16 protein-coding genes are annotated in these 25,079 nt (G+C 45.6%); 4 read left to right on the forward strand and 12 right to left on the reverse strand.

Annotation, left to right across the window (positions count from 1 at the left end; genetic code table 11):
- Window positions 1-154: 154 nt before the first annotated feature.
- From dctP to FM019_RS09460, 4 genes are read right to left on the reverse strand one after another with little or no spacing between them, the layout of a single operon-like run.
- Window positions 155-1,183 carry a TRAP transporter substrate-binding protein DctP gene (gene dctP, locus FM019_RS09445; protein ID WP_143835811.1) on the reverse strand — a complete coding sequence of 343 codons (1,029 nt, stop codon included), beginning with the start codon at window positions 1,181-1,183 and terminating at the stop codon, window positions 155-157.
- A gap of 42 nt (window positions 1,184-1,225) precedes the next feature.
- On the reverse strand, window positions 1,226-2,512 hold the full coding sequence (locus FM019_RS09450; protein ID WP_143835662.1) for a TRAP transporter large permease: 1,287 nt from the start codon (window positions 2,510-2,512) through the stop codon (window positions 1,226-1,228).
- Between the two features lies 1 nt (window position 2,513).
- Window positions 2,514-3,053 carry a TRAP transporter small permease gene (locus FM019_RS09455; RefSeq protein ID WP_260681586.1) on the reverse strand — a complete coding sequence of 180 codons (540 nt, stop codon included), beginning with the start codon at window positions 3,051-3,053 and terminating at the stop codon, window positions 2,514-2,516.
- Window positions 3,054-3,095: 42 nt separating this feature from the next.
- On the reverse strand, window positions 3,096-5,174 hold the full coding sequence (locus tag FM019_RS09460; RefSeq protein WP_143835663.1) for an alpha-xylosidase: 2,079 nt from the start codon (window positions 5,172-5,174) through the stop codon (window positions 3,096-3,098).
- 226 nt (window positions 5,175-5,400) lie between these two features.
- Here FM019_RS09460 and FM019_RS09465 point away from each other — a divergent pair, with 226 nt between their 5' ends.
- The 4 genes from FM019_RS09465 (at window position 5,401) to FM019_RS09480 (ending at window position 13,144) form a co-directional block, all read left to right on the forward strand.
- On the forward strand, window positions 5,401-6,156 hold the full coding sequence (locus tag FM019_RS09465) for a GntR family transcriptional regulator (protein WP_143835664.1): 756 nt from the start codon (window positions 5,401-5,403) through the stop codon (window positions 6,154-6,156).
- 328 nt (window positions 6,157-6,484) lie between these two features.
- Entirely contained in the window at window positions 6,485-7,636 is a 1,152-nt protein-coding gene (locus tag FM019_RS09470) for a serine hydrolase (RefSeq protein ID WP_143835665.1), read from the forward strand.
- Between the two features lie 327 nt (window positions 7,637-7,963).
- The gene (locus FM019_RS09475; protein ID WP_143835666.1) at window positions 7,964-9,190 is read left to right on the forward strand and encodes a threonine/serine exporter ThrE family protein; all 1,227 of its coding nucleotides are present in this window, start codon (window positions 7,964-7,966) and stop codon (window positions 9,188-9,190) included.
- Between the two features lie 327 nt (window positions 9,191-9,517).
- A complete protein-coding gene (locus FM019_RS09480; RefSeq protein WP_143835667.1) occupies window positions 9,518-13,144 on the forward strand; it encodes an FG-GAP repeat domain-containing protein in 3,627 nt (1,208 codons plus the stop codon).
- A 186-nt stretch (window positions 13,145-13,330) separates the two neighbouring features.
- On the opposite strand, the gene FM019_RS09485 is transcribed toward FM019_RS09480, so the two are convergent.
- From FM019_RS09485 to FM019_RS09520, 8 genes are all read right to left on the reverse strand, one after another.
- On the reverse strand, window positions 13,331-14,407 hold the full coding sequence (locus FM019_RS09485) for an efflux RND transporter periplasmic adaptor subunit (RefSeq protein WP_185969240.1): 1,077 nt from the start codon (window positions 14,405-14,407) through the stop codon (window positions 13,331-13,333).
- Window positions 14,408-14,422: 15 nt separating this feature from the next.
- Window positions 14,423-17,539, reverse strand: coding sequence for an efflux RND transporter permease subunit (locus FM019_RS09490; RefSeq protein WP_143835669.1), 3,117 nt, complete (start codon window positions 17,537-17,539; stop codon window positions 14,423-14,425).
- 181 nt (window positions 17,540-17,720) lie between these two features.
- Window positions 17,721-18,227, reverse strand: coding sequence for a hypothetical protein (locus FM019_RS09495; protein WP_143835670.1), 507 nt, complete (start codon window positions 18,225-18,227; stop codon window positions 17,721-17,723).
- 33 nt (window positions 18,228-18,260) lie between these two features.
- Window positions 18,261-20,114 carry a DUF885 family protein gene (locus tag FM019_RS09500; RefSeq protein ID WP_143835671.1) on the reverse strand — a complete coding sequence of 618 codons (1,854 nt, stop codon included), beginning with the start codon at window positions 20,112-20,114 and terminating at the stop codon, window positions 18,261-18,263.
- 94 nt (window positions 20,115-20,208) lie between these two features.
- Complete coding sequence (locus tag FM019_RS09505; protein WP_260681587.1) at window positions 20,209-20,895, reverse strand: 3'-5' exonuclease; 687 nt, start codon at window positions 20,893-20,895, stop codon at window positions 20,209-20,211.
- Window positions 20,896-20,897: 2 nt separating this feature from the next.
- A complete protein-coding gene (locus tag FM019_RS09510) occupies window positions 20,898-22,742 on the reverse strand; it encodes a DUF294 nucleotidyltransferase-like domain-containing protein (RefSeq protein WP_143835672.1) in 1,845 nt (614 codons plus the stop codon).
- A 66-nt stretch (window positions 22,743-22,808) separates the two neighbouring features.
- Window positions 22,809-24,515, reverse strand: coding sequence for a sodium:solute symporter family protein (locus tag FM019_RS09515; RefSeq protein ID WP_143835673.1), 1,707 nt, complete (start codon window positions 24,513-24,515; stop codon window positions 22,809-22,811).
- A gap of 10 nt (window positions 24,516-24,525) precedes the next feature.
- Complete coding sequence (locus FM019_RS09520) at window positions 24,526-24,792, reverse strand: DUF4212 domain-containing protein (protein WP_143835674.1); 267 nt, start codon at window positions 24,790-24,792, stop codon at window positions 24,526-24,528.
- Window positions 24,793-25,079: the final 287 nt, after the last annotated feature.

Genomic DNA, 25,079 nt, shown 5'->3' on the forward strand with positions numbered 1-25,079 from the left:
TATATAAGACAGAAGATATACTAGAAAACTACCCAATTCGTTATGAAGATGCAATCTTTTTGTGAAATTTAAGTTAAAGTTGTGGAGATTAAGATGTCACAGAATGTGACAATAAATACGTGGGCAATCCGTCAAATAAACTAAAAAAGTGTGGCTAGCGGCAGCTTTGCACGGTTTCATCAAGTGCTTCTAGCCAAGTAGAACCATAATTATCGATAAACCATTGACGCATTTGCGCCGCTCCGTCGATAAATGCCTGCTTTTCCTCAGGTGTTGGACGATAAACCGTTCCACCGGCTTTCTCAAACAAGGCGTAAGATTCACTTTCGCCATTAATGACTTTGTCTCTGGCTGCGATGCGCTGTTTGTCAAACCCTTGCTGAATGATTAACTGGATATCTTCTGGTAATTTTTGCCATTGAGGCTCTGAAAACCACCACAAAGCCGCCATGTAAGAATGCCCATCGAGCACGATGTAATTTAAGTGCTCTTCGAGTTTGGCACCAATAATGTCCTGGATACCATTTTTACTGCCATCCACTACACCGGTTGCCAACGCTGTGTATAGTTCCGCCCAGGAAACGGGAGTCGGATTCGCGCCCAACTGTTTAACCAGTTCTTGTTGCACCTTTGCTGGCGTTGTACGGATTTTCACTCCCTGTAAATCGGCAGGTGACCGAATCGGCGTCTCAGTGGTCGCAAAGTTACGCCAACCGCCGGTATTGGTCACTCCCATCAACCGCAGTTGCAAGCCGTTTTCTAATACTTGCTCGCGCATTTTATCCATTATGGGACCTTGCATAACACATTCAGCCTGTTCGTCACCACTAAATGCATAGGGCAGATCAAGAACCTGCGCCGGGGCGAAAAAGTTGCCTGTGCCACCTGCGGTAGTAGGAAACATCTCCAACACACCTTTTTGTAAATTGCCGATGCACTCTGGCACATTGCCACAGAACTGACCTGAAGCGAAAAGCTGAACCTGTACTCTACCCTCGCTGTGTTCTTCGACATACTGCTTAAAAGCCAGCAAGCCGGTGTAATCCTCATCCAACGTTGACGCTTGAATGGCGGCTTTTATGGTGAACTCTGCCTGACTGGATTCAGCTTGATACAAACCGATCCCGCAGCCGATCACCACCAAAGCATAAATACTCAGTAAAAGTGTTCGTTTGTTGCTTATTTGCTTTTCACTTATTTGCTTTTGGTTCATGGATGTCATCTTCTAGGCAAAACCAAACCAGCGAGGCAAGGTCATTGTCAACGCGGGGAAATAGGTAATGGCGAAGATCACCAGGGCTTCAACCGCCAAAAAAGGCAACATCTCAACCGCTATATTTTCAGTTTTTTCGTCTGATACTGAGGCAGCAACAAACAGCACCAAACCCATCGGGGGAGTTGCCAAACCGACGGTAAGATTGACACACATGATCACAGCAAAATGCAGTGGATCAATGCCTAGGCTAATAAAAATTGGTGCCAGTACCGGACCTAAAATCAAAATTGCCGGACCTGCATCCAAAAACATACCGATCACAAACAAGAACAAGTTAATAATGAGCAACAGCAACAACACGTTTTCCGTGATCCCCACCAACTCGCCTGCAAGCATATCTGCCATACCTGAGACAGTGATGATCCAGGCAAAGGTTACCGCTGAACCGACTAACAACAAGATGGTACCCGACTGCACTGCCGCATTGATAAATACTGTTGGCAAGGATTTAGGCGTGAGGGTTTTGGTAAAATACAGGGTGATCACGAGTGCATAGGCCGCCGCCACCGCCGCCGCTTCTGTGGGGGTAAATACCCCCAACAATATACCACCAAGCAAAATAACCGGAGTTAACAAGGGTAAAAATGATGATTTAAAAGCACTGCCACGTTCACCCCAAGTGGCCTTTGCGTTCGCCACAGGATAATTGCGTTTTTTGGCGATTCGGCTAGTCACCCACATCAAACCTGCACAAATTAACAAGCCGGGAACAATCCCCGCTAAGAACATGCCAGCAACCGAAACATTCATAATAAAGGCATACAAAATCATGATCCCCGAAGGCGGGATGATCGGCCCTATCACCGATGAGGCGGCAGTTACCGCTGCGGCAAAACGGCGACTATAGCCATTTTGCTCCATTGCTGGAATGAGCATTTTCCCCAAAGCTGACGTATCGGCAACTGCCGACCCCGACAATCCTGCAAAGAGAACTGAAGAAAGAATGTTCACCTGCGCCAAACCACCTCTAAGATGGCCTATCAAGGTTTGACTAAAATGCACAATCGATCGGGTAATCCCTCCTTGATTCATCAGCTCGCCAGCCAGAATAAAAAAGGGTACAGCCATTAATGGAAAGGAGTTCATCCCGGAATAAAGACGGTTCAGCAAGGCAGAGAAAAACACTTCATTGCCGTCTATCATTAAACTGACTCCGGGGCCAATTAGAAGGGCAAAAACCACGGGCGTGCCAGCAGTGAGCAGTAAAATGAAGATCCAAAAATAACTGAGCGACATGTTAGCTGGCCTCCCGCAATGCAGTGACAGAGTCTGGGTCAACTATTGAAGCCAATTGCACTAACCCGCGTTCAATCGCGATGAGAAACAAGCCGCCAAAAGCAAAGGGGGCACAACTGTAAAAATACGCCAATTTGACCGGCACAGAAGACGCATTGATTTGTAATCCACCCACCCAAAAGTCGAGACTTTCTAAGAAGAATATCGCACTGACTAGCGCGACTAATATGGTTATCGCCAATTCACTGATTTTACGCAGCATTTGCGGTAAAGCATCAGCGAACATTTCAATGGACACATTGAGGTTTTCCCGATAAGCCCAGGGGGCGACTAAACACGCGACCCACACCATGGCATACTTAGATAGCTCTTCAGTCCAGGGTAAGGAGTTTTCCAAAATCCGAAAAAGGACTTGGGCCAGAATAAAAATAAGCATCATGACCAACAATATTGCTGCCACGTTACGGCCCAACAAAGCGACTTTAACATTGACCAACCCGAGTCCTTTGGCCAGTTTAAGCAGCATGGCGCTAATGTTCACAATGACATTCCGGATATTGTTGCAGTCCTTTGGTAAACATGGCTAGTTCCCATTTTGTGCGTTTTTATCTTGGTGCGCGTTAAGCGCAATAAGCTGTTCAGTATGCTCCACTTCTGGCCCTAACGGAATCTCAATGCCATCACAAACAAACACTGCCATTTCATCAATTGCCAAGATCAAGTTAACCAGTTGACTGCCTTCATATAGCTCATCGGTTAGGAATCGTCGCCATTTGCCTTTAGGCAGATAGACCGACACTTGACCACCGGGAACCAAACAAGGAGCTACCAGCATGTGTGGTCCAAACATAAACTGATGTTCAAACGACCAGCTCAGTTTGTCGTCTGGAAAAGCGAGAACCATGGCTTTCATAACGGGTAAACCGCTGGTGCTGGCTTGCTCCATAGCCGCTTGAAGATAAGGAATGAGCTGATACCGTAGTTTTAACGCCTGAGTGACTGCCTGCTCGGCTTCATCACCATAACTCCAGGGCTCTCGCTGACCTATACCGTGTAAACGCATATGCGCGGAGAACACCGCAGCCTGAGACCAACGCACAAATAGCTCTGCGTCGCGAGTGTCTTTATAAAACCCGCCAACGTCGGTGGCAAAAAACGGTGCACCGGACATACCCCAAGACAACGCCCCTCGAATACTCGCCGCCAGGCCGCCCCAATCTGCCTGAGGATCACCTCCCCACTGACTGGGGAATCGTTGCGAGCCTGTCCAGGCCGAACGGCTGAACAAAAATGGGCCGTTTTTCGAATATTTTTTTGCCGCCTCATAGACACATTTGTTGTACAACATACTGTATACATTGTGCAGACGATGGCCAGTGTCACCGCTGTAAGCAAGCATATTATCGTCTTCCACCTGCTCACCAAAATCGGCTTTAATCATGTCTACGCCGAGATCAAACAAGGGTTTGTGACTTTCCAACCAAAATTCAAACGCGTCGGGATGAGTGAAATCAACGATGCCCGATTCTGGTAAAGGTGTAAGGACTTCTCCAAAAGCGCTCATATCCCATTGATAACGAAACGCCAAGCCAGTGCGTTTGTCTTTAAGCAACCAGCCTTTTTGTGCCATTTTCTCAAACAATGGATTGTTCACCGACACCAAGGGGTATTCCCACACACAGACTTTGAAATCTTGCGCCTTGAGTTCGTTTATCACCGCAGCAGGATCATCATATCGCTTGGGGTCCCACTCAAATGCAAACCGGGTGTCGGTATCCTGCCATGCGCGACCATCCAAGGTGATGACATCGCAAGGCATTTTATGCTCGCGCACCGCTTTGGCCGTGGCCAACAGCTCGGGAACATCTTGATAATAGGCTTTGGACAAAATTACCCCTAAGCTCCAAAGTGGAGGTACCGGTGATTTCCCTGTCCAGTGAGTGTACTGATCGATCAAGGCGGCGCCGCTGTTACCTGCGTAAAGGATCAGATCCAGCACTTCGTCTTCTACCAATAGGCTATAGGCCCTTTGCGACCATGCGGGGAAACCGACAGAGTGCGTCACAGGCGCTGGGGTATGCACAAAACATCCCCAACCTAATGGGCTCCAGGCAAATGGCGTATTCTTATAAGATACCTCGGCATTGACTCCCAAAGCGTCAAAATTATAAGAGCGTAAAAGTTGGCCACGTTTATTTAGGCCACTCCACTTTTCACCAAGACCGTAAACGGGTTCGTCGTGAGCTAAATCCAGGCTAAACAGCCAACCTTTGTCGGTTAGCGCAAAAGGCGGCAAGCGATACTGGCGCACAAAATGTCCGTCGTTGGGGGTACGTTGCACAACTTTGCCATTTAATGTCAGGCAAAAACTAAAAGGGGCTTTGTTGATTTCAAGATGCAACGAGCCTGCGCTCAAGGAAAGCGTCTCGGCAGATTGTTCCAGCACACACGCCAGTGGCTCCGGCTGATTCAACAAGATACCGTAATCCGGAGATTGCTGGTCGCCCATGCGAATTCTCATGCCTCCGTCGATGAGACAGACGTTGAGAAGCCCTTGGCTGGTTTCGACACTAACCTGTGCGCCATCACTCGACGCACTGCCGGTAATGTGAAGCTGTGAAATTAAATTCCAATTGGGTGTTGCAAGATCAAGAGACGACATAAATGAGCATTCACATTGGGCGCAATTCAGTTTGCACTCTGATTGCGATACGTTAATCTTATATAAGATACAAGTTATAGTAGTGTTAAATTCTTGTCAACGGACTAAATTTGGTCTTATACGAAATTGTGATAATCTCATAATCAGTCGTTCGGTTCACAATGTGAAAAAGTGAATACAAACGCGACAACCCATATGGCAGCATGAACTGGTAGTAATAGTAAACATGAACGAAAACCGATTCGACAATAAACTTAGTGGCCGCAATCTGGCATTTCAACCACTGTATAAACAAGTGGAAGAACATGTTACTCAGCTAATCGTCGAACAACGTTGGAAGCCAGGTGATGTGTTGCCCAACGAGTTTCAGCTCGCCAGCGAATTTGGTGTCAGTCAAGGTACCATGCGAAAGGCGTTGAATGCCTTAACGGATGCTAAAATACTGACCCGCAAACAAGGGGTGGGAACCTTTGTTTCTGAGCACACAGGCCATAGTAGTCTGTATCGTTTCTTTCCATTAATTGGTGATGGCAAAAAGCCCGAGCTCCCTCACGCACAATTGGATGATATTCAGGTTATCGATGCCAGTGAAGAAATTAAACAGGCACTTGAACTCTCAGATGAATCACCAAAAAAAGTGATTCAGCTAAAACGGAGAAGGATCCTGGACGATGTGTTTTGCATTTTAGAGACAATCTATCTGCCACAAAACTTGTTTTCCGGTATTGAAACCTTGAAGGAAATTCCCCACACCCTTTATCATTTTTATCAAACCGACTTCGGTATGACCGTGCACAAAACCAGCGACAGCATCAAAGCTGTGCTCGCCACTGAAGACTGTGCAAAGCGCTTGGATATGAAAGCCGGCGAGCCGCTGTTACGGGTTACGCGGGTAGCCCACTCACTGGATGGCAAAGCCATGGAGTACAGAGTGAGTCTATGCCGCACTGACAATTATCACTATTTGGTTAATCTGGATTAAACCACACGTCATTCTCGCGACGCCCCTCCTAACACGTCATTCCCGCGACGCTCACCCCACACGTCATTCTCGCGACGCTCTTGGGCGGGAATCTCAAAAACAACCACAACCCAAACAGATCCCGGCTTAAAGAGCGTTGCCGGGATGACGTTGTTGTTTTACGCCTCCACACAAGCCATTCACGCGCCTCCCCCTAACACGTCTTTCCCGCAACGCTTAGCCCACACGTCTTTCCCGCGACGCTCTTGGGCGGGAATCTCCCAAACAAACCTGCCATTTCAAAACAAAAACCCCTATAGTAAAACTTCGTCAATATGGAAAAACCGACATGCCATTACTAGTGTTAACAAAATCTCTAATAATCACTTTTTGTCTTGCCATCACCCTGCCTTTTTGCACAAACGCCAAAGAAAACACCGAACATCAAAAACTCGACAGCCTATTTTCCAATGCGGTTAAAAGCCCAACCGTGCCTGGTATCAATGTCGCCATCGCAGACTCGTCAGGCGTAGTTTGGGCGAAAGGATATGGTATTGCAGATATTGAAAATAATGTAGCCATGACCGCAAAACACAAAATGCGTATTGGCAGCGTAGCAAAACTCATCACCGTTGCAGGCATGATGCGTCAGGTCGAGCAAGGCGAACTCGATTTAGATGCTCCGGTAAAACGCTATGTGTCTAGCTGGCCCGAGCTGATGCCTACGATTACCCTGAGGCAGTTGGCGTCTCATAGTTCAGGCATTCGTCACTACAATAGCCAAGAAGAGTTTCTATTGAACGAAAACTATGACTCTGTGGTCGATAGCCTGGAACTGTTTAAACACGATCCTTTACTGTTTGCACCAGGCACAGAATACAAATATTCAACCTTCGCTTTTTCGTTAATAGCCGCTGCAATGGAAGGTGCTTCAAGTGGTAAGTCGTTTAAGCAAATAATCACTGCTCAGGTATTGGAACCACTGAATCTCGACGACACCGTTTTTGATGATCAGGCAGACATTATTCCACTAAGGCAGCGTCCTTATCATGTAAAAGATGGCAAACTGATTAACGCACCACAATCGGACCATTCATACAAATACGCCGGAGGCGGTTTTTTGGCAACGCCGTCAGATATATCTCAATTTGCCGTCGCCCATACCCAGCCAGGCTTTCTAGCTGAGCAAACCCGCAAAGAAATGCTCAGTCGCGCAACACTTACTGATGGCACTGACCTGCCCTATGGAATTGGCTGGATGATAGATTTTGACAACTTTATCAACCGCAGCTATTACGTAAACAACCCCAAAGCCCAAGAACTGATGGCCAGCTTTGACAACGCGGTCATGCATTCAGGTGGCAGTAATGGCGGCACCACCATGATGATATTGTGCCGCGACCACAACCGTGCCATCACAGTGGTCAAAAATGTCGATGGTGAATATAGTGCAGATGTGGTGTTATTGGCGTTGGAAGGGTTGAGGTTTTATCATATGTGAACAGTAGGGCGAAGTCTTAGAGATACATAAGAGAATAGGCGATATCATATACAAATCCTTTAACTTGTTTTTGGGGCTGCGTTGCGGTTTTCTGCGATTTGCCCGAAGGTCACCACGAAATGGCTCGTTTTCTTGTTGGTGAATTTCTATACTTTTAACATCAAAATCCACCTCCTTTCACACTATGTTAACTCATTAGTTTTTTTAATCTGAGCTGTACAATAAATATTCGTTGAACTATGTTTTGACTGGCCATACAATCCGCGCCCGTTTGTAGCAATCGCACGTTCAAACAACAGTGCATATTTCAGAAGTAGTAGCAGTAAGATGGACATAAAAGAATTTATTCAAATCCGTAGATTTATTCTTAAGCTTGGCAAGATGTTGCACAAGTATGGATCGCCATCTTTTCGTCTGGAAGCCTACTTAACGGAAATCTCCACTTACTTGGGTGTGCACGCTTCGTTTATCTCTACCCCAACGTCTCTTTCTATGGTGCTTTGGTCTGATCGTCACGAAGAAGAATACAATCACGCGGCGCGTATGCAGCCGGGTGAATTGGATATGAATTCCTTGTCACTGACTGACGAGTTGGCTAACCAGCTTTTGGCTGGAGAAATCTCATTGGAAGAAGCCAGCATAAGGCTTGACGAGATTGATGCGACACCGAGCCCTTACAATAAATTCCTCACGGCACTGGCATTTGGTTTATCAACCAGTGCATTTGCGTTGTTGATGGGCGCGGGTTTAATTGAAATTTTTTGGTCCGGTGCGCTTGGGCTTCTGGTTTATGTGTGGACGTTATGGGCGCTGCGTTCTCGTCGCGTCGGTTTGATGCTTGAGCCTGTTGCATCATTCACAGTTGGATTTGCTGCCTGTGCCATTAACTATTATTTTGCCTGTGGGTTTAATATTTGGCTGATCATTTTATCTTCCCTGATTATCCTGGTGCCGGGTCTATCATTGACAATGGGGCTCGCCGAATTGTCGTCACGCAACATGGTATCAGGCACTGCTCGGGTGATGGATGCAATGATGCAATTGTTCAAGTTGTATTTTGGTGCATTTATTGGCATCACATTAGGCAGTCATTTGTTTGGACAACAAGACATTCAGGTAGCCGACACCCTACCCTTTTGGTTCAATTGGGTCGGCGTATTGATGCTGAGCATTGGTCTAGTCGCCATTTTTAGAACCCGTCCTAAGCATATCCCTTGGGCAATAGCATCAACCTTTATTGCGTACAGTGCATCGACTTGGGGGTCAGGATTTTTAGACAACGGTTTGGGTGCCTTTTTAGGGGCCTTTGCCCTAGGCGTATTTGCCAACGCGTTTTCACGAATCGTTAATGCACCTTCCACTATAGCAGCTATGCATGGTTTGATTGTGTTGGTTCCAGGTTCAAAAACCTACATTGGACTGAATTCGTTTATCTCAGGGCAAGATATCATCAAGGCTGAGCATATAGGCCAAGAAACCTTTTTGATTTTGATGTCTTTAATCGCTGGATTGATTTTTGCCAACGTAGCCATGCCAACCCGCAAGGCGCTGTAAAAGCTTAAAAAAGGGGCGATGGCTGCAGTATCCCGGCGAGTTGATCAAGTAACGCAGTCTGATTATTAATGAGTTAGGGAATATTGTTGGCATATCAATTTTTCTTTGATACGTGTCAACTGCATTGAGAAAAAGAGTCAATCGGGTTGTATGGCTTGTAGATGTTTTATAAGTAAATACTGAAATTGCTACTAACAGCACTTACAAAACTAATAGTTTTTTAATCTCGATTCGCTTAAAATGCGACCGATTAGAGCGCAATGTGATTTGTTTAGTAAATACATTAGCGCGTTTGGATTTGCTAATTTTTAAATTTAGGGATGAATTGTGATGTACCTCTCTCGTTTTTCTGTACTTGTTTTATTTTCCTTACTTGCCGGTTGTGGTGGCGGTGGTGGCTCCGATTCGGGCGGCACTGTAACCAATCCACCCGTGCAACCACCGTCTCCGCCAACACCGACCGAAATGATCGCTGATGCACAGGCGTATTCTGTCACCCAGCTTAAAACGGCAGCTACAAGTTTAGCAACCAGTCGTTATTCTGGATTGCGAACGATGGCAAACATGGACTCCGAGTTGGCCAGGCAAGTTTTCACCTATCTTTTTAATGATGTAACAACCGAGTTACCTATTATTGGAGAAGAAGATTTTGTTGGTCAAAGAGACGTAAGTGGAAACGTCAACATTACTTTTTCATGCTTTTTTGGTGGGAGCGCTCAATACTCCGGCACTCTAGATGTCAACCTTAAGGGCAATTTATCAGTTACTTACAGTAACTGTAAACAACCTAATAATAACGTTGCTGTGAGTGGCAAGGCTGCGCTAACTATAAATGAGATATCGGAAAATAACGCCGATATTATTTATTATTACGACAACCTAGCATGGCAATTAAACGGCCAGCAAATTCGTCTCAACGGTTATTCGGAACTGAAAAGTACATTTAGTCCAAACTCTGATCAATATCAGTTAAATAGTATTCAACACGTTTTGTTTACCATTGGAAATGAACAACTATTGTTGGAAGCTGATCTGGCATTAGTAGACGGCTTCCAAAACTTCTCATTGGAATTATCTGGAAATTTATATGTAAAAGATGAAGGGAGAATACAGTTCGACTTAGATGACGTCGCAGGTTTCCCCCCGTATTTTGGAGAAGGTACAGTCAATTTGCTTGGGAACAAAGCCGTTGCATTTGAATTTGAAAATGGCTACTCAGAAGTCAAATATGTAGAAGATACAAATGGTGATGAGCAGTTCGACGTTGGGGCCTATTATATTAATCTTGATGATTTATCTTATGGCACTGAAACTAAGACATTGGTCGCCTTGACTCTACTTTCTTTGCCACCAAATATTTCCAGCCCGTACCTTGAATATACTGAAACCCTCAACACAACGACACCGGTTATGGTTTCAGAAGGTTATATTTCGGATCCTGATACGGCTTTAGAGGATTTGGATGTTAGTTACAGGTGGTATTTAAATGGCGAGCAAATCGCCGAACAATTTAGTAACGTACTTCCCGCTCATATTGCGGTTTTTGGAGACGAACTTGAAGTCTCAATGGTGGTATTCGATGGTGCGACAAGCGTGGAAAGTTATCGCACCTTTATTACTTTGCAGGATGCGCCCGCAGAAATTGCTATAACCAATTTACCTAGCAACATTCGTCCAGGGGATGCTGTACAGTTTGTCGCATCTGTTTCGGATCCAGATGTCGGTGAATTGTCGACCGCCAGTTCATTGATCTCTTCGCCTTCAGGAGTTTCTATTGACGAAGACGGTTTGGTAACTTGGAATGTTCCAACAGAGTTTTTATTCAATATTCAAAATTATGAGTTTACTTTTGGTATTCCTCACGAAGACGGCTCAGTAACTGATATTACTGTTATTCCCGTTTCTGTTGTATCCGAAAATAGCTTGCCGCTGGCGAGATCTGGTATGGAAGTGCCATACCGAGGTAAGTCGATGTCGGTGGCTGATTTTGATGGTGATGGTTTAAATGAAATACTGTCTACGGATAATAATAAAAGTGTATTTTTGCTCGAATATCGTGATGGAAAATACGTCCAAAAATGGGTCTATCCTTATGCGCTAGTATCCTCAGGTCAAATAAATCAAGTCGTGTCTGTTAACCTCGACAATGACCAAGAACATGAAATCCTTGTTCTGACGAGCAATGGAATCGAATTGATCGATGGGTTAGACAAGCCGGCGAGTAACTTGTATTCAACTGATTCTTATTTGCATTTCATTGCCGTTGCCGATGTTAATAACGATGGCGTACCAGAAATAGCCGTTCTACAAAGTGACAGTGATTATCAATACGATGAAAAATCTTTAGTTGTATTTTCTGCAGATCAACCCGAATCTTTGTTATTCGAGACATCCGTCGACTCGGCAGAACAGCTTGTCTTTGCAGATGTGGATGAAGATGTAAGCCTAGAGCTAGTAATCAACAACGGTCTGGTCTACGACGTAACGACATGGGAAAACCAGTGGTTCAGCGGCACTGCATTTGGCAGTTCACTGGTTACCGCAGGCGATTACAACGGCGATGGCATTGCTGAAATTATTGGTGCGGACATTTGGGGAAATATCGCTGCTTATTCTGCAGTAAACCGCTCACAGTTAGACAGCATGGACAATTTTAATACTTGTACTCTGCATTCAGATGATATCAATAACGATGGTGAAGATGAGATTATCGTTGGAGACTGTCAGTGGGGCAATGTCACAGCGTACAAATTAGTCAATAATTCATTTAGTCAAATATGGCAAATCGATTCTCAAGATCATAGTGCGACGTCATTGGTTTCCGGAGATTCTGATAACGATGGCAACATCGAGTTGCATTGGGGGAGCGGCACGTCTCACTCAGGGGCGAATATGTTTGTTAGTGTTGATGTCACGCCAAATTCAGCCACACTCAAAGGCGAAAGGCAGGTGCAGTTAGACTCATATTCTAATGCTGGATGGGCTGTGGTTTCACAAATTGAAGAGAACGCTATATTCTTCATACCCTCAACAGAGAATGGATATGATGGCAGTCGCTACCTAGTTATGGATGAAATAGGAGATTTCACTTTAAGCGATCCAATTTCTTCCAATTGGGATGGAAGTCGTTCAGCAGTAGCAACAGATTTTAACAATGATGGTATGGGAGATATTTTTGTTCCTTCTACCGACACTTACGACGGCGCATTAAGCGCGCTTCAGCTTTCAGATGGCAGTGTTCATTGGCAAATCGATGGTGATTTTAATAGCACTATTGGGCTCATTAAGGCTTATGATTTGAATGGCGATGGATTCGATGATGCCATTTATTCGGACAGCAGCGAAATAAAAGCTATCGATATTGAAAATCAATTGGTGATCAGCACATACACGTTTGATTCTGCGATCCATGATTTTACACCTGTCAGAATAGGTGATACTGCGTTGGTCATAGTGTCAGCAGGCGAACGACTTTTCTTACTAGCAACCAACGGTTCGGTATTCTCTGAGCAAGCGGTAATCTCACAAACTTGTATTAGAATGGAATTGATTAACGCTGATTCAGATGCTGATATTGAACTGGCATGTATACAAGACGATCAATATCAATATAGTGAAACGCCTCAATCACTTGTAATCTTCGACTTAGGTGTTGATGAATTTACTGAGGTGAAACGCTCCGCCATAAATTCGCTTAGCCGGATTACAGACTTTGCTGTCGACCCAAGTAAAACCGCTAATCAAGACCTGTTTATCGTGACTAGTACTGGCGACATGTATGATTATCAGGCTGATTTTCAAATTAAAAAATTCAATACAGACGGTCATATCATATGGAGCAGCCCAGCATTAATTGGCACGCCAAGTCACCAAGGTTTAAAAGTGCGCCTCGACGAATCTTCCAACATCGAAATATTGTTTGCAACGTCAGACATGATGTATTGGATTAAATAGTCGATATTAAAAATTCCATAAAGAAAGAGGAACAGGTTGTTCCTCTTTCTTTATGTTCTTCAACACTTGGTAGTAGTGATTCAATTTCACAAGAAGCGTAGTGGATAAACCTCCTTCAAGTTAACCCAACGCGGAATTAAATTATCCTTAAGTTACCTCTAACTCAGACCCCTTTTTTAGATTTATTTAGGCAGTAGGATTAGCAATTTCTACTGTTTGGCCATCTCGAAGGCGTTCTGCTCCGCGGGTGACAACTTTGTCTCCATTGCGCAGATTAACACTTTGCACGCTTATCCATTGTGCCTGTCCTTCACCCACTTCGACTTTTTCACGTTTGGCTTTGTTTTGTTCATCGACAACGACAACGTATGTACCATCTTGACGAAGAATCAATGCGTCACGATGCACGGTCAATCGCTGACTCGGGCGCTGCACCGGTAAACTGGCTTTGATCAGTTGGCCAGATGTCCAGGCATCCTGCTCAGTAACCGGCAAGCTCACGCGCAATTCAAAGGATTGGGAGAGCATGTCTGTGGAAGGGATTATCGCCTTGATCGGTGCCTGTACGTGCTGATCTTCAATGCTTACGTTCACCGTTGCCAGGTCTCGCACATAAGCGAGATATTTAACCGGCACCAAAATGCGGCCTTCTAGGTTTTGCGTGTCGATCATGCTCAGAAGCGCTTCACTTCGATTGACTTCGCCTCCGGCTTCACGCAAACGCTCAGACACCACACCATCAAATGGCGCTCGAATAATGGTACGGCTAAGTTGATCATCAATTTGTTGCAATCGCAGTTGAGCAATTTCTAAATCGGCACTCGCTAGTTCATGCTGAGATTTCATTTGATCCACTTCAAATGCCGACGCACTGTTGGTTTTGCGTAGGTCGATAAGCCTGTCAACTTCACGTTTAAGGTAAGACTGATTGATTTGCGCTCGTTTGATCTGCGCTTTTTGCTCTGCTTGTTGCAAACGTAAACTCAGTTGGTCGATGCGAGCAACTTCCTGATCTTTGCGCACATAGGTGCCCGGCTCTGCAGAATAATCCAAGCGCCCGGCAACACCAGCGGTCAATCTGACATTGTGACGACTGTAAATGGTCCCCACGACTTCAAGCGTCGGGGCAAACAAAGTCTCTTTTACTTCATCGACTTGCACAGGGCTGGCAACTTCGGGAGGCTGTTGCGCCATGCTTGATGTTGACATCATGCCAACAAAAAGAGCGCTCAATAATGGCGTTGAAAAGCGGCGTAAATTCATCTTTGTCATCCTGCTTTATTTATTCACCAGGAGCAGATCAGATTGACCGCTGTCCTGGTTAGTCTCATTTAATGTGTGTGTGTCGGAGCGTGTTTCGCCCATGCGTAAAAGTGCTGGCAGCAAAATAAGCGTAAAGATGGCACTGATAGCCATGCCTCCAACAATAACTGTGGCCAATCCGCGATAGATTTCAGAGCCGACACCAGGCACCAGCATCAGTGGCAGCATGCCAAATAAACTGGTGAGTGTGCTCATGTACACCGGTCGTGCGCGGATCAAAATCGCTTGTTTGACAGCTTCTTTTCTGGTCAGCCCTTCACGCTCAGCGCTACGGGTTTGATCCACCAGCAATATGGCATTGTTTACCACCAAGCCGAGTAAAATAATGAAGCCAATCATGGTCAGCAAATCGAGTGATTGGAAACTAAACAGATTCAATATCCACAAAGCCACGACTCCCCCCGCTACGGCCATTGGCATCACGGTTAACACGAGTAAACTGTCTTTGGCAGATTTAAAGAGTGCGGTCATAAGTAAGAACAGGATCAGCAAGGCCAAGGCGAAGTTAGTCAGCATGTCGGTGATCGCATTGTTCATGCGATTAGCATTACCTGATAACTGCAAACTTGAATTGGCAGGCAAGGCCGCTTCGATTTGCGGGATAACGTTTTGCTCAATCAGTTCCATGGCTTCTTCTAACGACATGGTGCCCGGCGGACGAATAATTAGACTTACCGTACGTTTACCATCGATGCGTCTTAGCTGTGTTGGGCCAACGGTGCGCACCACATCGGTCAATTCACCCACGGTTTGCAAGCCTGCAAGAGGCGTATACATTGGCATTGAAGAAAGCTCGTCGGGCGATTCCCAACGATTGGCACGTAAGATCACGTTCATGCGATTATTGCCATCAAAGTATTCAGAAACAAATAAACCACCAGTAAAAGCCCGCACAGCGTTGGCCACATCCATGCGATCCAGTCCCGCTTGAGTGATCCGTCGATCATCCGGTAACAATTGCAATTCAGGCTCCGCCAATGACAGTCCAGGAACTGGCTGCGCGCTGGTGCCCGGCATATTGGTTTGAATGGCCTGCATACCGATTTGCGCAGCTGCCATCAAGCCAAGCATGTCTGGGCCTTGCAGGTTTAAATCGATGCTTCGACCGTTGCCACCGCCAGATACGTTAATCATTGAACCACGGAATAAAAAGACCTGGGTGTCGGGTAGTCCATTAAGTATTTCGTTGCGCGCCACTTCCATCAGCTCTTCAACCCGCTGTGGGTCGTCTGAATAAATAAAGCCTCCTGTGGCGTTTGGCCCGTAACTGTAAAAGTTATAACTTTTCACCTTGGGTAATTTCTCACCGCTCATGTAAGGTTCAATACGTTTTTTCACCCGTGCGGCTAGCTCATCATCCAAAAACTGAATATTGCCTCCTGGTGGCACATTCAAACTAAAGAAAAAGCCATCAATGGGCGCGCGGGGCATGAAGTCAGTGCGAGGTAATAAGGTTGCAGTAATAATGGCAGAGGCACCAATAAGGCCAACTACCCAAGCGATCCGGCTGATTGATGTATTGGTCAGCTTCAAAATACCGTCAGTAAGTTTTAGCCAATAAGCTTTAAACGGATCAAGGGTCGGTTGATTCTTAAGAAGGTAATGGCTGGCCAAAGGCAAGATGGTAATAGCAGTGACCATGGATGCAATCACAGCAATAGACAAGGTCAAAGCCAGGTCAGAAAACAGCTGTCCTTCAATGCCTTGCATAAACAAGATCGGCAAAAAGATTGCAACACTGGTGGCGGTCGACGCAAACAAGGCCCCGGTAACTTGCACAGCGCCTTTTACCACGGCTTTTTTACTGTCCATGCCTTGCGCGCGATAACGTAATATATTCTCTTGCACAATGATCGCCGCATCCAGCACTAGACCGACTGAAAAGGCTAAACCTGCTAAGGAGATCACGTTAAGGCTGCGCCCAAGTAAATTCAGAGCTAAAAAAGCCACCATGATCGATAAGGGGATAGTTAGCGCGATGATCAAAGTAGCTTTCCAGCCGCGGATAAACATCCAAAGGATCCCCAATGCCAAAAGCACCCCTAACCCCAAATTACTTTTAACCAACACTAGCGCGTTACGAATGTGCACCGACGAATCAAAACTCAAATCAATCATTAGTCCCGCATCGAGCAATGGCCCTTCATTGAGTTCTTTTATGGCTTGATTGATATCGTCGAGCAACACCACCGTATTGGCTTCATTTCCCCGTGTGATAGTGATGTAGTAGCCAGGTGCACCATTTCGCAGCGTAAAACCAAAACGATCGACCAAAGTGTTTTCAACCGTGGCTACATCGCGTAGATAAATCGGACGTTGACCACTGTAGGCGATGATCATGTCTTCCAAACTCGACACGTCATATTGACCGGCAAAACGAACGGTATATTGACGACGACCTACATCAGCAAAGCCGCCGGATACATCACTGGCGCGAGCAATAGTTGAGCTGATTTGGCTAATAGGTATGCCTAACGAAGCCGTTTTGTATGGGTCAAAGACGATACGTAATTCACGAGGACGTTGACTGTTGAGATTAACCTGTCCTACGCCACTTATTCTGGCTAAACGAGGTTCGACAACATCCTCAATCAGATTCTGGTAATTTGCCAGGCTGGTTATGTCACTGCCTGGCAGTGGACGGACTAGCAACGACGCGGCATTAGGGCCACCTCGGCCTCCGCCAGCAGACACCACAGGCTCGAATGCATCTAGGGGGAGTGGTGGCGCCTGATTTAAGTTGTTGAGAACGTCCAACATAGCGCGCTGCATGTCAGCGCCAACATCAAAGGTTAAGGTGATATTGCCAAAACCTCGCTGAATGTTAGTAGTCACATCAGTGACACCACGGGTGTTTTTCACCACATTTTCAATCGGTTCAATGATCACAGACTCAATTTCTTCAGGCGCGGCGGAGCGCCACCCAGTGCCTATGGAAATTTGAGGTTGTTCAATATCGGGGGTGAGCTGAATCGGCAATTTTAACATCGACATCACGCCAAACAGCATGATAAGCGCGGCAATAACTAAAATGGCAGCTGGGTTTTTGGTAGATTGGCGTGTGATATTCATAACGGCTTTGAGCAATTGATCTGGACTGATCCTAAAAGGCAATTGCCATAACACCAAGGTAGAAACGCTGATTAAACCGATCTCTGGGATAAACGGTAACCTTGTTACATTTGCTTACAGGTATACTGCAATGTGAGAGGAATGCCGCGTCGAAGCGGCAACAGGATCAGGGGTGACTTTTTTAATCTCCCCCGCCTGCCGCGCCACCACTATCATCAGACTTCTTGTCTAATCGCATGGCTACGAGTATTGCTGCAAGGTCATCTAGCTGATTATCATCGTAAAAAGTAACGTGACAGGTGTCGCGAAGGCTTAATAGCTCGTTATCCCCTTTGACGATGATCTTCCCCCGATGCACAATCTCAAAGCTAGTATCCCAGAATCCGCCGGTGATCACCGCTCCATTAAAATAGCCACCTAACACTAAATACTTGCGTGTCCAAGACCAGCTTTTGCGTTTCAGTTCAAAGCTAGTTTGTTTGGTTTCCAGCATATATTTGCTCGACCAAGACCATAACTTGCGTTTGATCCGTGCTATTTCATGCTGCCCTTTGAGCAGTGTCCAAGTTGGGTTAATGAACGAAAATTCACCCTTGGCAGAATAAATCTCACGATCAGCCTCGTTTAAGAACAACATTTCGCCTCTGACCGACAACAATTTATTTTTAATCGTGAGAATTTTCTGCATGTGGTTACCCTAGCGTCTTAGACATTAAAAAAGCTACTTGCTCGCAGCAATGTATCGACCGATTTGTTCAGCTAATATCGGCAGAGGCATCGGGCCTTTACTAAGCACTGCGTCATGAAACTCTCGAATATCAAACTTACTTTCCAATTCAGATTGGGCTTTGCCGCGCAATTCGAGGATTTTTTCCATCCCCATTTTATATCCTAGTGCCTGACCCGGATTGACAAAATAACGTTCTACTTCGGTGACAATGTCTTGCTCAGATAAAGGCGTATTTTTGACGAAGTATTCGATGGTCTGCTCACGAGTCCATTTTTTTGCGTGAATTCCGGTATCGGTGACTAATCGCACCGAGCGCCAAAGTTCGTTTTGTAGTCGACCAAAGTCATGCAGGGGATCAGTGTAAAAGCCCATCTCTTTGGCAAGTTTTTCTGCATACAGAGCCCAACCCTCTACGTAGGCGCTGCCGCCGCCAAAGCGTCTAAAGTTTGGTACGCCTTTTAACTCTTGCGCCATCGCCAATTGGAAGTGATGACCTGGCACACCTTCATGAAAAGTTATGGCCTTGAACACATATTTTTGCACGCCTGTCATGTCTGCTAAATTGGCGTAATAAATACCCGGACGGCTGCCATCCATAGATGGGCGATTATAAAATGCAATGCTGGTCGAGTTTTCACGCCATGGCTCCACACGGCGAACGTCTAATTCAGCTTTAGGCAAGCGTTTGAAAAACTGAGGTGCAACCTTAAATATCTCTGCGGTTTCATTGCGTGCATCGTCTAAAAATGCTTCACGCCCTGCGTCGTTGTTGGGATAAAAATTATTTGGATCGTTGCGCACAAAGGCGAAAAAGTCTTGAAGTGAGCCCTCAAACTCCACCTTTTGCATAATTTCTCGCATTTCTTGGTGAATACGCTCTACGTCTGCTTGACCAAAATCATGAATATGTTCAGCGCTGAGTTCAAGGTTAGTGTGGTGCCTGATGCGGTTTTGATAGAATTTTTCGCCATCAGGCAATGCCCATACGCCCTGTGTTTTGTCTTGCACTTTGGATAAACGAGTGACCTCATTCAACAATGCACGGTAACCGCGCTTGAATGCGCCTTCGATTGCTTCGTTTGCTTGATTGATCAAAGCGTTTTTTTCATCGTCAGAAATATCCAGCTGGGAAACTTTTTGCGAAAAATCATCTTTCAACGGGGATTGTTCGATAATGCTTGTGATGTCAGCAATCATCGCCTGAAAGGCGAATTTCGGCACAATCACACCAAAGGCTTCGCGATCTTTTGATTGCTTGACCATTTCGTTCATCAACCCTTCTAGCCCTTGGATACGCGAGATGTAGTCGATAGCATCTTGTTGGGTGTCAATTTTGTGGTTGTTCTGTAACAAACTTAAGGGGCCAGTAAACTGTCCACGGAATTGATCAACAACATAAAAGTGTCTTCGGAACTGGGCATTTTCAATGGATTGTTCAAGGTTGAATTTGAAAATATCGTAACTTAACTGACTCTCTTCACTTAGCGTTGGATAGTCAAAATCGCTGGTCAAAACGGCCAAGTCTGCTTTTCTGATCGCCAATTGTTGACTGGCATAATCATCAGAAATATCGGTCCATTCACCTTGTCTGTCAGTCTTTAGCCCTAGAAATGTCTGGCGATTAGGACTGTTGGCAATGTCCCGCTCGAATATCTGTTCAAAAAAAGCGTTTAACCGTTCATCTTGAGATGCATCTACTGCGGCCGACGCCTTTTCTGAAGCCGCTTTTTGTGAAGCGGCCTTTTGAGAAGAAAGAGGGCTGGGTGTTTCCGTTGTGCATCCCATTAAAAAAACGACGTAGGAAAGTACAATTACAGTAACGAAACTTCGTATCGATGTATTCACAGCATTTCTCTTTTATTATTTTTTCAATACCAGAGTAATCGCTCATGGTGAAAAAATAAACGCTGATATGAACAAATCTATTTTACGCGCTTTATCACATCGCGTTTGCTGGGGTAAACACCTTTAGTCCGCCTGTCACGGTCAAAGCGCTAAGTGGCTCTTGCCCTTTGGGATCAAATTGTCGCAGCTGAGCAAAGAGCAATTCCATTGTAGCGACGGCATCATCAAGGGCATTATGTGCGGGGGCCAAGGGCAAATTGTGACGCTGACGACATGAAGTTAAAGTCGCAGCATTGGGTGCTGGCACATCATGGGATTTTTTGAGTTGATAAAGCGCCATTTGCAGAGTGTCTAAGGTGACCAGTGTAGGCGTTTCAAGCTTCAGTTTTTTGAATACTTTACACAAGACTGACATATCCAAGGATGTATTGTGAAAAACCCAAACATGGGTCTGTGCATAGCCTAGCAGGTCCTGTAATGCCATTCGCACTGGTTCCCCTTGGGATATATGTTCATCAAGCAAACCATGAATAACCGGGCTTTGGTTCAATGAAGCCTGGGTTTTTATCACTTTGTAGTAGCAGGTTTCTAGCGGCATCTGGCAGGCTTTGCCTTCCACCCAACCTATCGACAATATATTCGATTCGTTGGCATCAAGAGAGGTCAATTCCAAATCTATTGCTAAAAACGGGATCTGACTCCAAGGTTTTTGCCTGACGTGCTCGGGGATCGCCAAGTTGGGAAACAACCAATGCTTGATAGTGCTTAGTATCTGGCCCACTGTTAGCCCATTCCTCCAGCAAATTTCATTGAAATGCCTTGCTGTGCGGTGCGAATCGATTTAAACGCTGCCTTTAGCTGGTGTTTTTCTATGGAAGACAAATCACTGATGGACACATAGTTGTCGGTCACATTGTTGGTGAGTTGATGACGCCATCGTAACCGGTTAAGGAACAACCAGATATCCCGAAGGTTTTTGCCATCTTTAACTGTCAAGAGAGAATCTTCTGTCAGGTTGTCTAAGCGACCAAGAGTGGAAGGCATCTTCAACCCCTTGGCGAGGGCATAGATCCGCACTAAGTTGTTGATAATGGCAATGGCATTCACTTTTAGATCGATGCAGTCTTCTGGGCTGTGACCTTTTTTAAACATAAACTTTTGAAATAGTGACAAGGGTACAGCGTCCTCAGCGGCATGGCGCGCCAAGGCAGAGAGAAAAATCGGTTGTTTTAATAAGGGCTCTCTTGCCTGTTGTAGGGCATCAAACAATCCACGATTCCCCGCCACGGCACGGGCATCTAAAAAGATATTGAAATGCAAAATGGCATCGGTTGTCGGTTGGTGAACCCATTTTTTCGTCTCGTTTATGGCATCGTCGACAGACATTCGCAATTCTGGGTTGGACGCCATGATGTTGCCATCACACAATTTAATCCCACATTTACCTAATCCCTGGCAGACATATTGTGCCATTTCCGCAAAATATTGGGCTTCGTGTTCATTGGGTTGTTGTGCCAGTAACATCCCATTGTCCTGGTCAGAGCCCATGGTCTGATCTTCTCTAGCTTGAGAGCCATAAACCAACCAACAAAAATCAAAAGGCGAGTTACCGTTTTGTTGCTGAAAAAAGGTGATCAATTTTCGCGTCATAATGTCGGTGGCTTGGGAGAGTACTTTGCCTGCGACATCAAAATCTCCTAAACGCTTTGCATGTTTAGAAAAATAATGTGGCAACTGCCAACTCAAACGGGTTAATTCATAAAGGTTTTGCGCTTTAGCTAGCTCGTCTATCAAAAATAACACGTTACCCCGTTGATGCCTGATCATGTCACTCGCCGTCAACATGCCTAAAGGTTTTTGGGTAAAGCGGTCGACTACCGGTAAATGGTGGATGTTGTCTTCGGTCATCATGCACAGTGCATCAAATAATGTGCGATTTTGAGTGATGCTTGTGGGCTGTGAGGTCATGATTTGGCTTACCGCCACTTCGGTATTCAGCTGCGCAGCTACTATGCGATTGCGAATATCCCTGTCGGTTATAATGCCCACCAACTTATCATTTTCTGTAATCAACAACGAGGACACACAGGCCTGAGACATATGCTGCACGCCGTTTAGAACACTTGTGCTGACGTCTGTACTCACAACTTTTTTGCCAATGACTTCACTAATGGGCTTATGTAGCCACATTGATTTTGAATCTGCCACGGCTTCGTTATGCAATTGCTGTGAGTGATAGGTTTGAAAAAAATGCGCAATGGCTGGGTTGTTTTTAATCACCGTATCAATCCCCAACGAATCGATGCAATACACGAGACCAGGACTATCAACGTTGATTGTAATTGGATGATTGAGATGATTGAGCAAGTTGTTCACAGCGAAATAATCACCTTCACTCAGGTGCTGCTCGGCGCTGTCTGAGTCTTTAACCGAAAATTGACCGCTACTGATTAAAAACAAACAGCCTTTTTTCTGTTTTCCAATGCTGGCGATGTTCTCGCTATTATCATCACTTACGTAAGCAACGGTCACGTGTTTGGCTAACCGCAGGATCTCATCATCAGACAACTGGTCAAAAGGCGCAGAGGCCTTGAGAAAATCGAGTGATTGTTGAGGAATAGTGGTCACGTTGACTCCTTTTATAAAGAAAAAGCCCGGTATTGTATCCGGGCTTTTTGCTAATTCACCCTGTGATCAGTGAGCCTGGGCTTCACCCGCTCCTTTAGGATAGCGGATATCTTCCACCAACTGCTGAATTTCTTGCGGTGATTCGCCCGTGGCTTTCATCACGGCGAAGGCCACACCAAAGTTAACCAGCATACCTATAGTGCCGATACCTTCTGGTGAAATATTCAAGAACCAATTCTCTGGAATATTCGCAGCAGGGTTTACAAATTTAAAATAAATAATGTAAGCGGCAGTGAAGGTTATGCCAGCGAGCATGCCCGAAATCGCGCCTTTATCATTCATACGTCTGACAAAGATCCCCATAATGATGGCAGGGAAAAACGACGAGGCAGCCAATCCGAACGCGAAGGCGACCACCTGCGCGACAAAGCCTGGCGGGTTAATGCCGAAGTATCCGGCAATACAAATTGCGACCCCAGCGGCCAAACGTGCAAAGAACAGCTCCTTGCGGTCGGTAATGTCAGGCATCAAGTTGCGTTTTAACAAGTCGTGAGACACCGAAGTGGAGATCACCAACAGCAAGCCCGCAGACGTTGACAACGCTGCAGCCACACCACCAGCAGCGACCAAGGCAATAACCCAAGCAGGCAAGTTAGCGATTTCAGGATTCGCCAACACCATAATGTCGCGATCCACTTTCATTTCGTTGCGCTCATCACCTGCGTAGAACATTTTGCCGTCACCGTTTTTGTCATCCCAGGTAATCAAACCGGTTTTTTCCCAGTTGGTGATCCACGTAGGTGCTTCAGAATAATTTGTACCGGTTTGCTCCGGACCATTGATGGTTTCAATCATATTAACCCGAGCAAAAGACGCCAATGAAGGTGCTGTGGTATACAAAATAGCGATGAACACTAATGCCCATCCAGCACTGTAGCGTGCATCACGGACTTTAGGTACGGTGAAGAAGCGCACAATCACGTGCGGCAATCCGGCTGTTCCGACCATCAATGCCGCGGTGATACAAAAGACATCAATCATACTTTTAGTCCCGGAAGTATATTCGTTGAAGCCGAGCTCCAGCGACAACCCGTCGAGTTTGTCCAGCAAATACACCCCCGACCCATCAGCCAAGGTGGCACCAAAACCTGTCTGCGGTAACACATGCCCGGTAACCAAAATTGAAATAAAGATGGCAGGTACCAAATAAGCGCATATCAACACGCAGTATTGGGCGACTTGCGTATAGGTGATGCCTTTCATTCCACCAAGAACGGTATAGAAAAATACAATCGCCATACCGATAACAACACCAGTGACGATATCTACCTCAAGGAACCGGCTGAAGACAACGCCAACACCGCGCATTTGCCCTGCAACGTAGGTAAAACAGACAAAGATTGCACAGATAACGGCAACGGTTCTGGCGGTCTGTGAATAATAACGATCACCAATGAAATCTGGCACCGTAAACTTACCAAATTTACGCAGGTAGGGAGCCAAGCACAATGCTAAAAGCACATAGCCACCGGTCCAGCCAAGCAAATATACTGCCCCGTCGTACCCCATGAAGGAGATCAAACCGGCCATCGAAATAAACGACGCTGCTGACATCCAATCTGCTGCGGTGGCCATACCATTGGCGATGGGGTGGACTCCGCCTCCCGCGACATAAAATTCGTTGGTGGACCCCGCTCTTGCCCAAATCGCGATCGCAATGTAAAGCAGGAATGAAGCGCCTACTATGATAAAAGTTAAGATTTGTACGTCCATCGTCCTGCTCCTACTCTTCGTCAACGCCGTAGCGTTTATCCAAAACATTCATTTGACGAACGTAGACAAATATCAACGCGACAAATACGTAAATTGCCCCTTGCTGCGCAAACCAGAATCCCAATTTGAAGCCAAAAAACTTCACTTCATTGAGTACATCCACCAGTAAGATCCCACATCCAAATGACACTGCAAACCAAACCACCAAGAGTTTTAACATCAGTGAGAGGTTGTCTTGCCAGTAGGCTTTTTTATCTTCTTCTGTTTTAAACGCCATGTTGTTTTCCTCACGCTTGTAATCAGTACATAGGCTTTGGTTTATTGACAAATCATCGGCATTTACCAAAGCGTTGGTATGGATACCAACCCACATAGATAAGAGTTCTCTCAGAATGCGTCCTGCGGGCCAAAGCTAATGGCTCTTATCTATAAAGATTGGTATTACTCTAGTCCTGTTAAAAAGTTTGCGAAATGAGACCATGGTCGTAGACCTGGATTTTTATCCTCGCTGATGTGCTAGATTTACGTTAAGTTGTTAAAAAGCAAATGATTGTAGGCGAGAAG

Origin of the sequence: Aliiglaciecola sp. M165 (assembly GCF_007197995.1) — a bacterium.
Taxonomy (GTDB): domain Bacteria; phylum Pseudomonadota; class Gammaproteobacteria; order Enterobacterales; family Alteromonadaceae; genus Aliiglaciecola.

Excerpts from the sequence above, each read along its gene's own strand:
- FM019_RS09450 (WP_143835662.1), bottom strand. The coding sequence starts at position 2,512 with ATGTCGCTCAGTTATTTTTGGATCTTCATTTTACTGCTCACTGCTGGC.
- FM019_RS09460 (WP_143835663.1), bottom strand. The coding sequence starts at position 5,174 with ATGTCGTCTCTTGATCTTGCAACACCCAATTGGAATTTAATTTCACAG.
- FM019_RS09465 (WP_143835664.1), top strand. The coding sequence starts at position 5,401 with ATGAACGAAAACCGATTCGACAATAAACTTAGTGGCCGCAATCTGGCA.
- FM019_RS09470 (WP_143835665.1), top strand. The coding sequence starts at position 6,485 with ATGCCATTACTAGTGTTAACAAAATCTCTAATAATCACTTTTTGTCTT.
- FM019_RS09475 (WP_143835666.1), top strand. The coding sequence starts at position 7,964 with ATGGACATAAAAGAATTTATTCAAATCCGTAGATTTATTCTTAAGCTT.
- FM019_RS09485 (WP_185969240.1), bottom strand. The coding sequence starts at position 14,407 with ATGAATTTACGCCGCTTTTCAACGCCATTATTGAGCGCTCTTTTTGTT.
- FM019_RS09490 (WP_143835669.1), bottom strand. The coding sequence starts at position 17,539 with ATGAATATCACACGCCAATCTACCAAAAACCCAGCTGCCATTTTAGTT.
- FM019_RS09495 (WP_143835670.1), bottom strand. The coding sequence starts at position 18,227 with ATGCAGAAAATTCTCACGATTAAAAATAAATTGTTGTCGGTCAGAGGC.
- FM019_RS09515 (WP_143835673.1), bottom strand. The coding sequence starts at position 24,515 with ATGGACGTACAAATCTTAACTTTTATCATAGTAGGCGCTTCATTCCTG.
- FM019_RS09520 (WP_143835674.1), bottom strand. The coding sequence starts at position 24,792 with ATGGCGTTTAAAACAGAAGAAGATAAAAAAGCCTACTGGCAAGACAAC.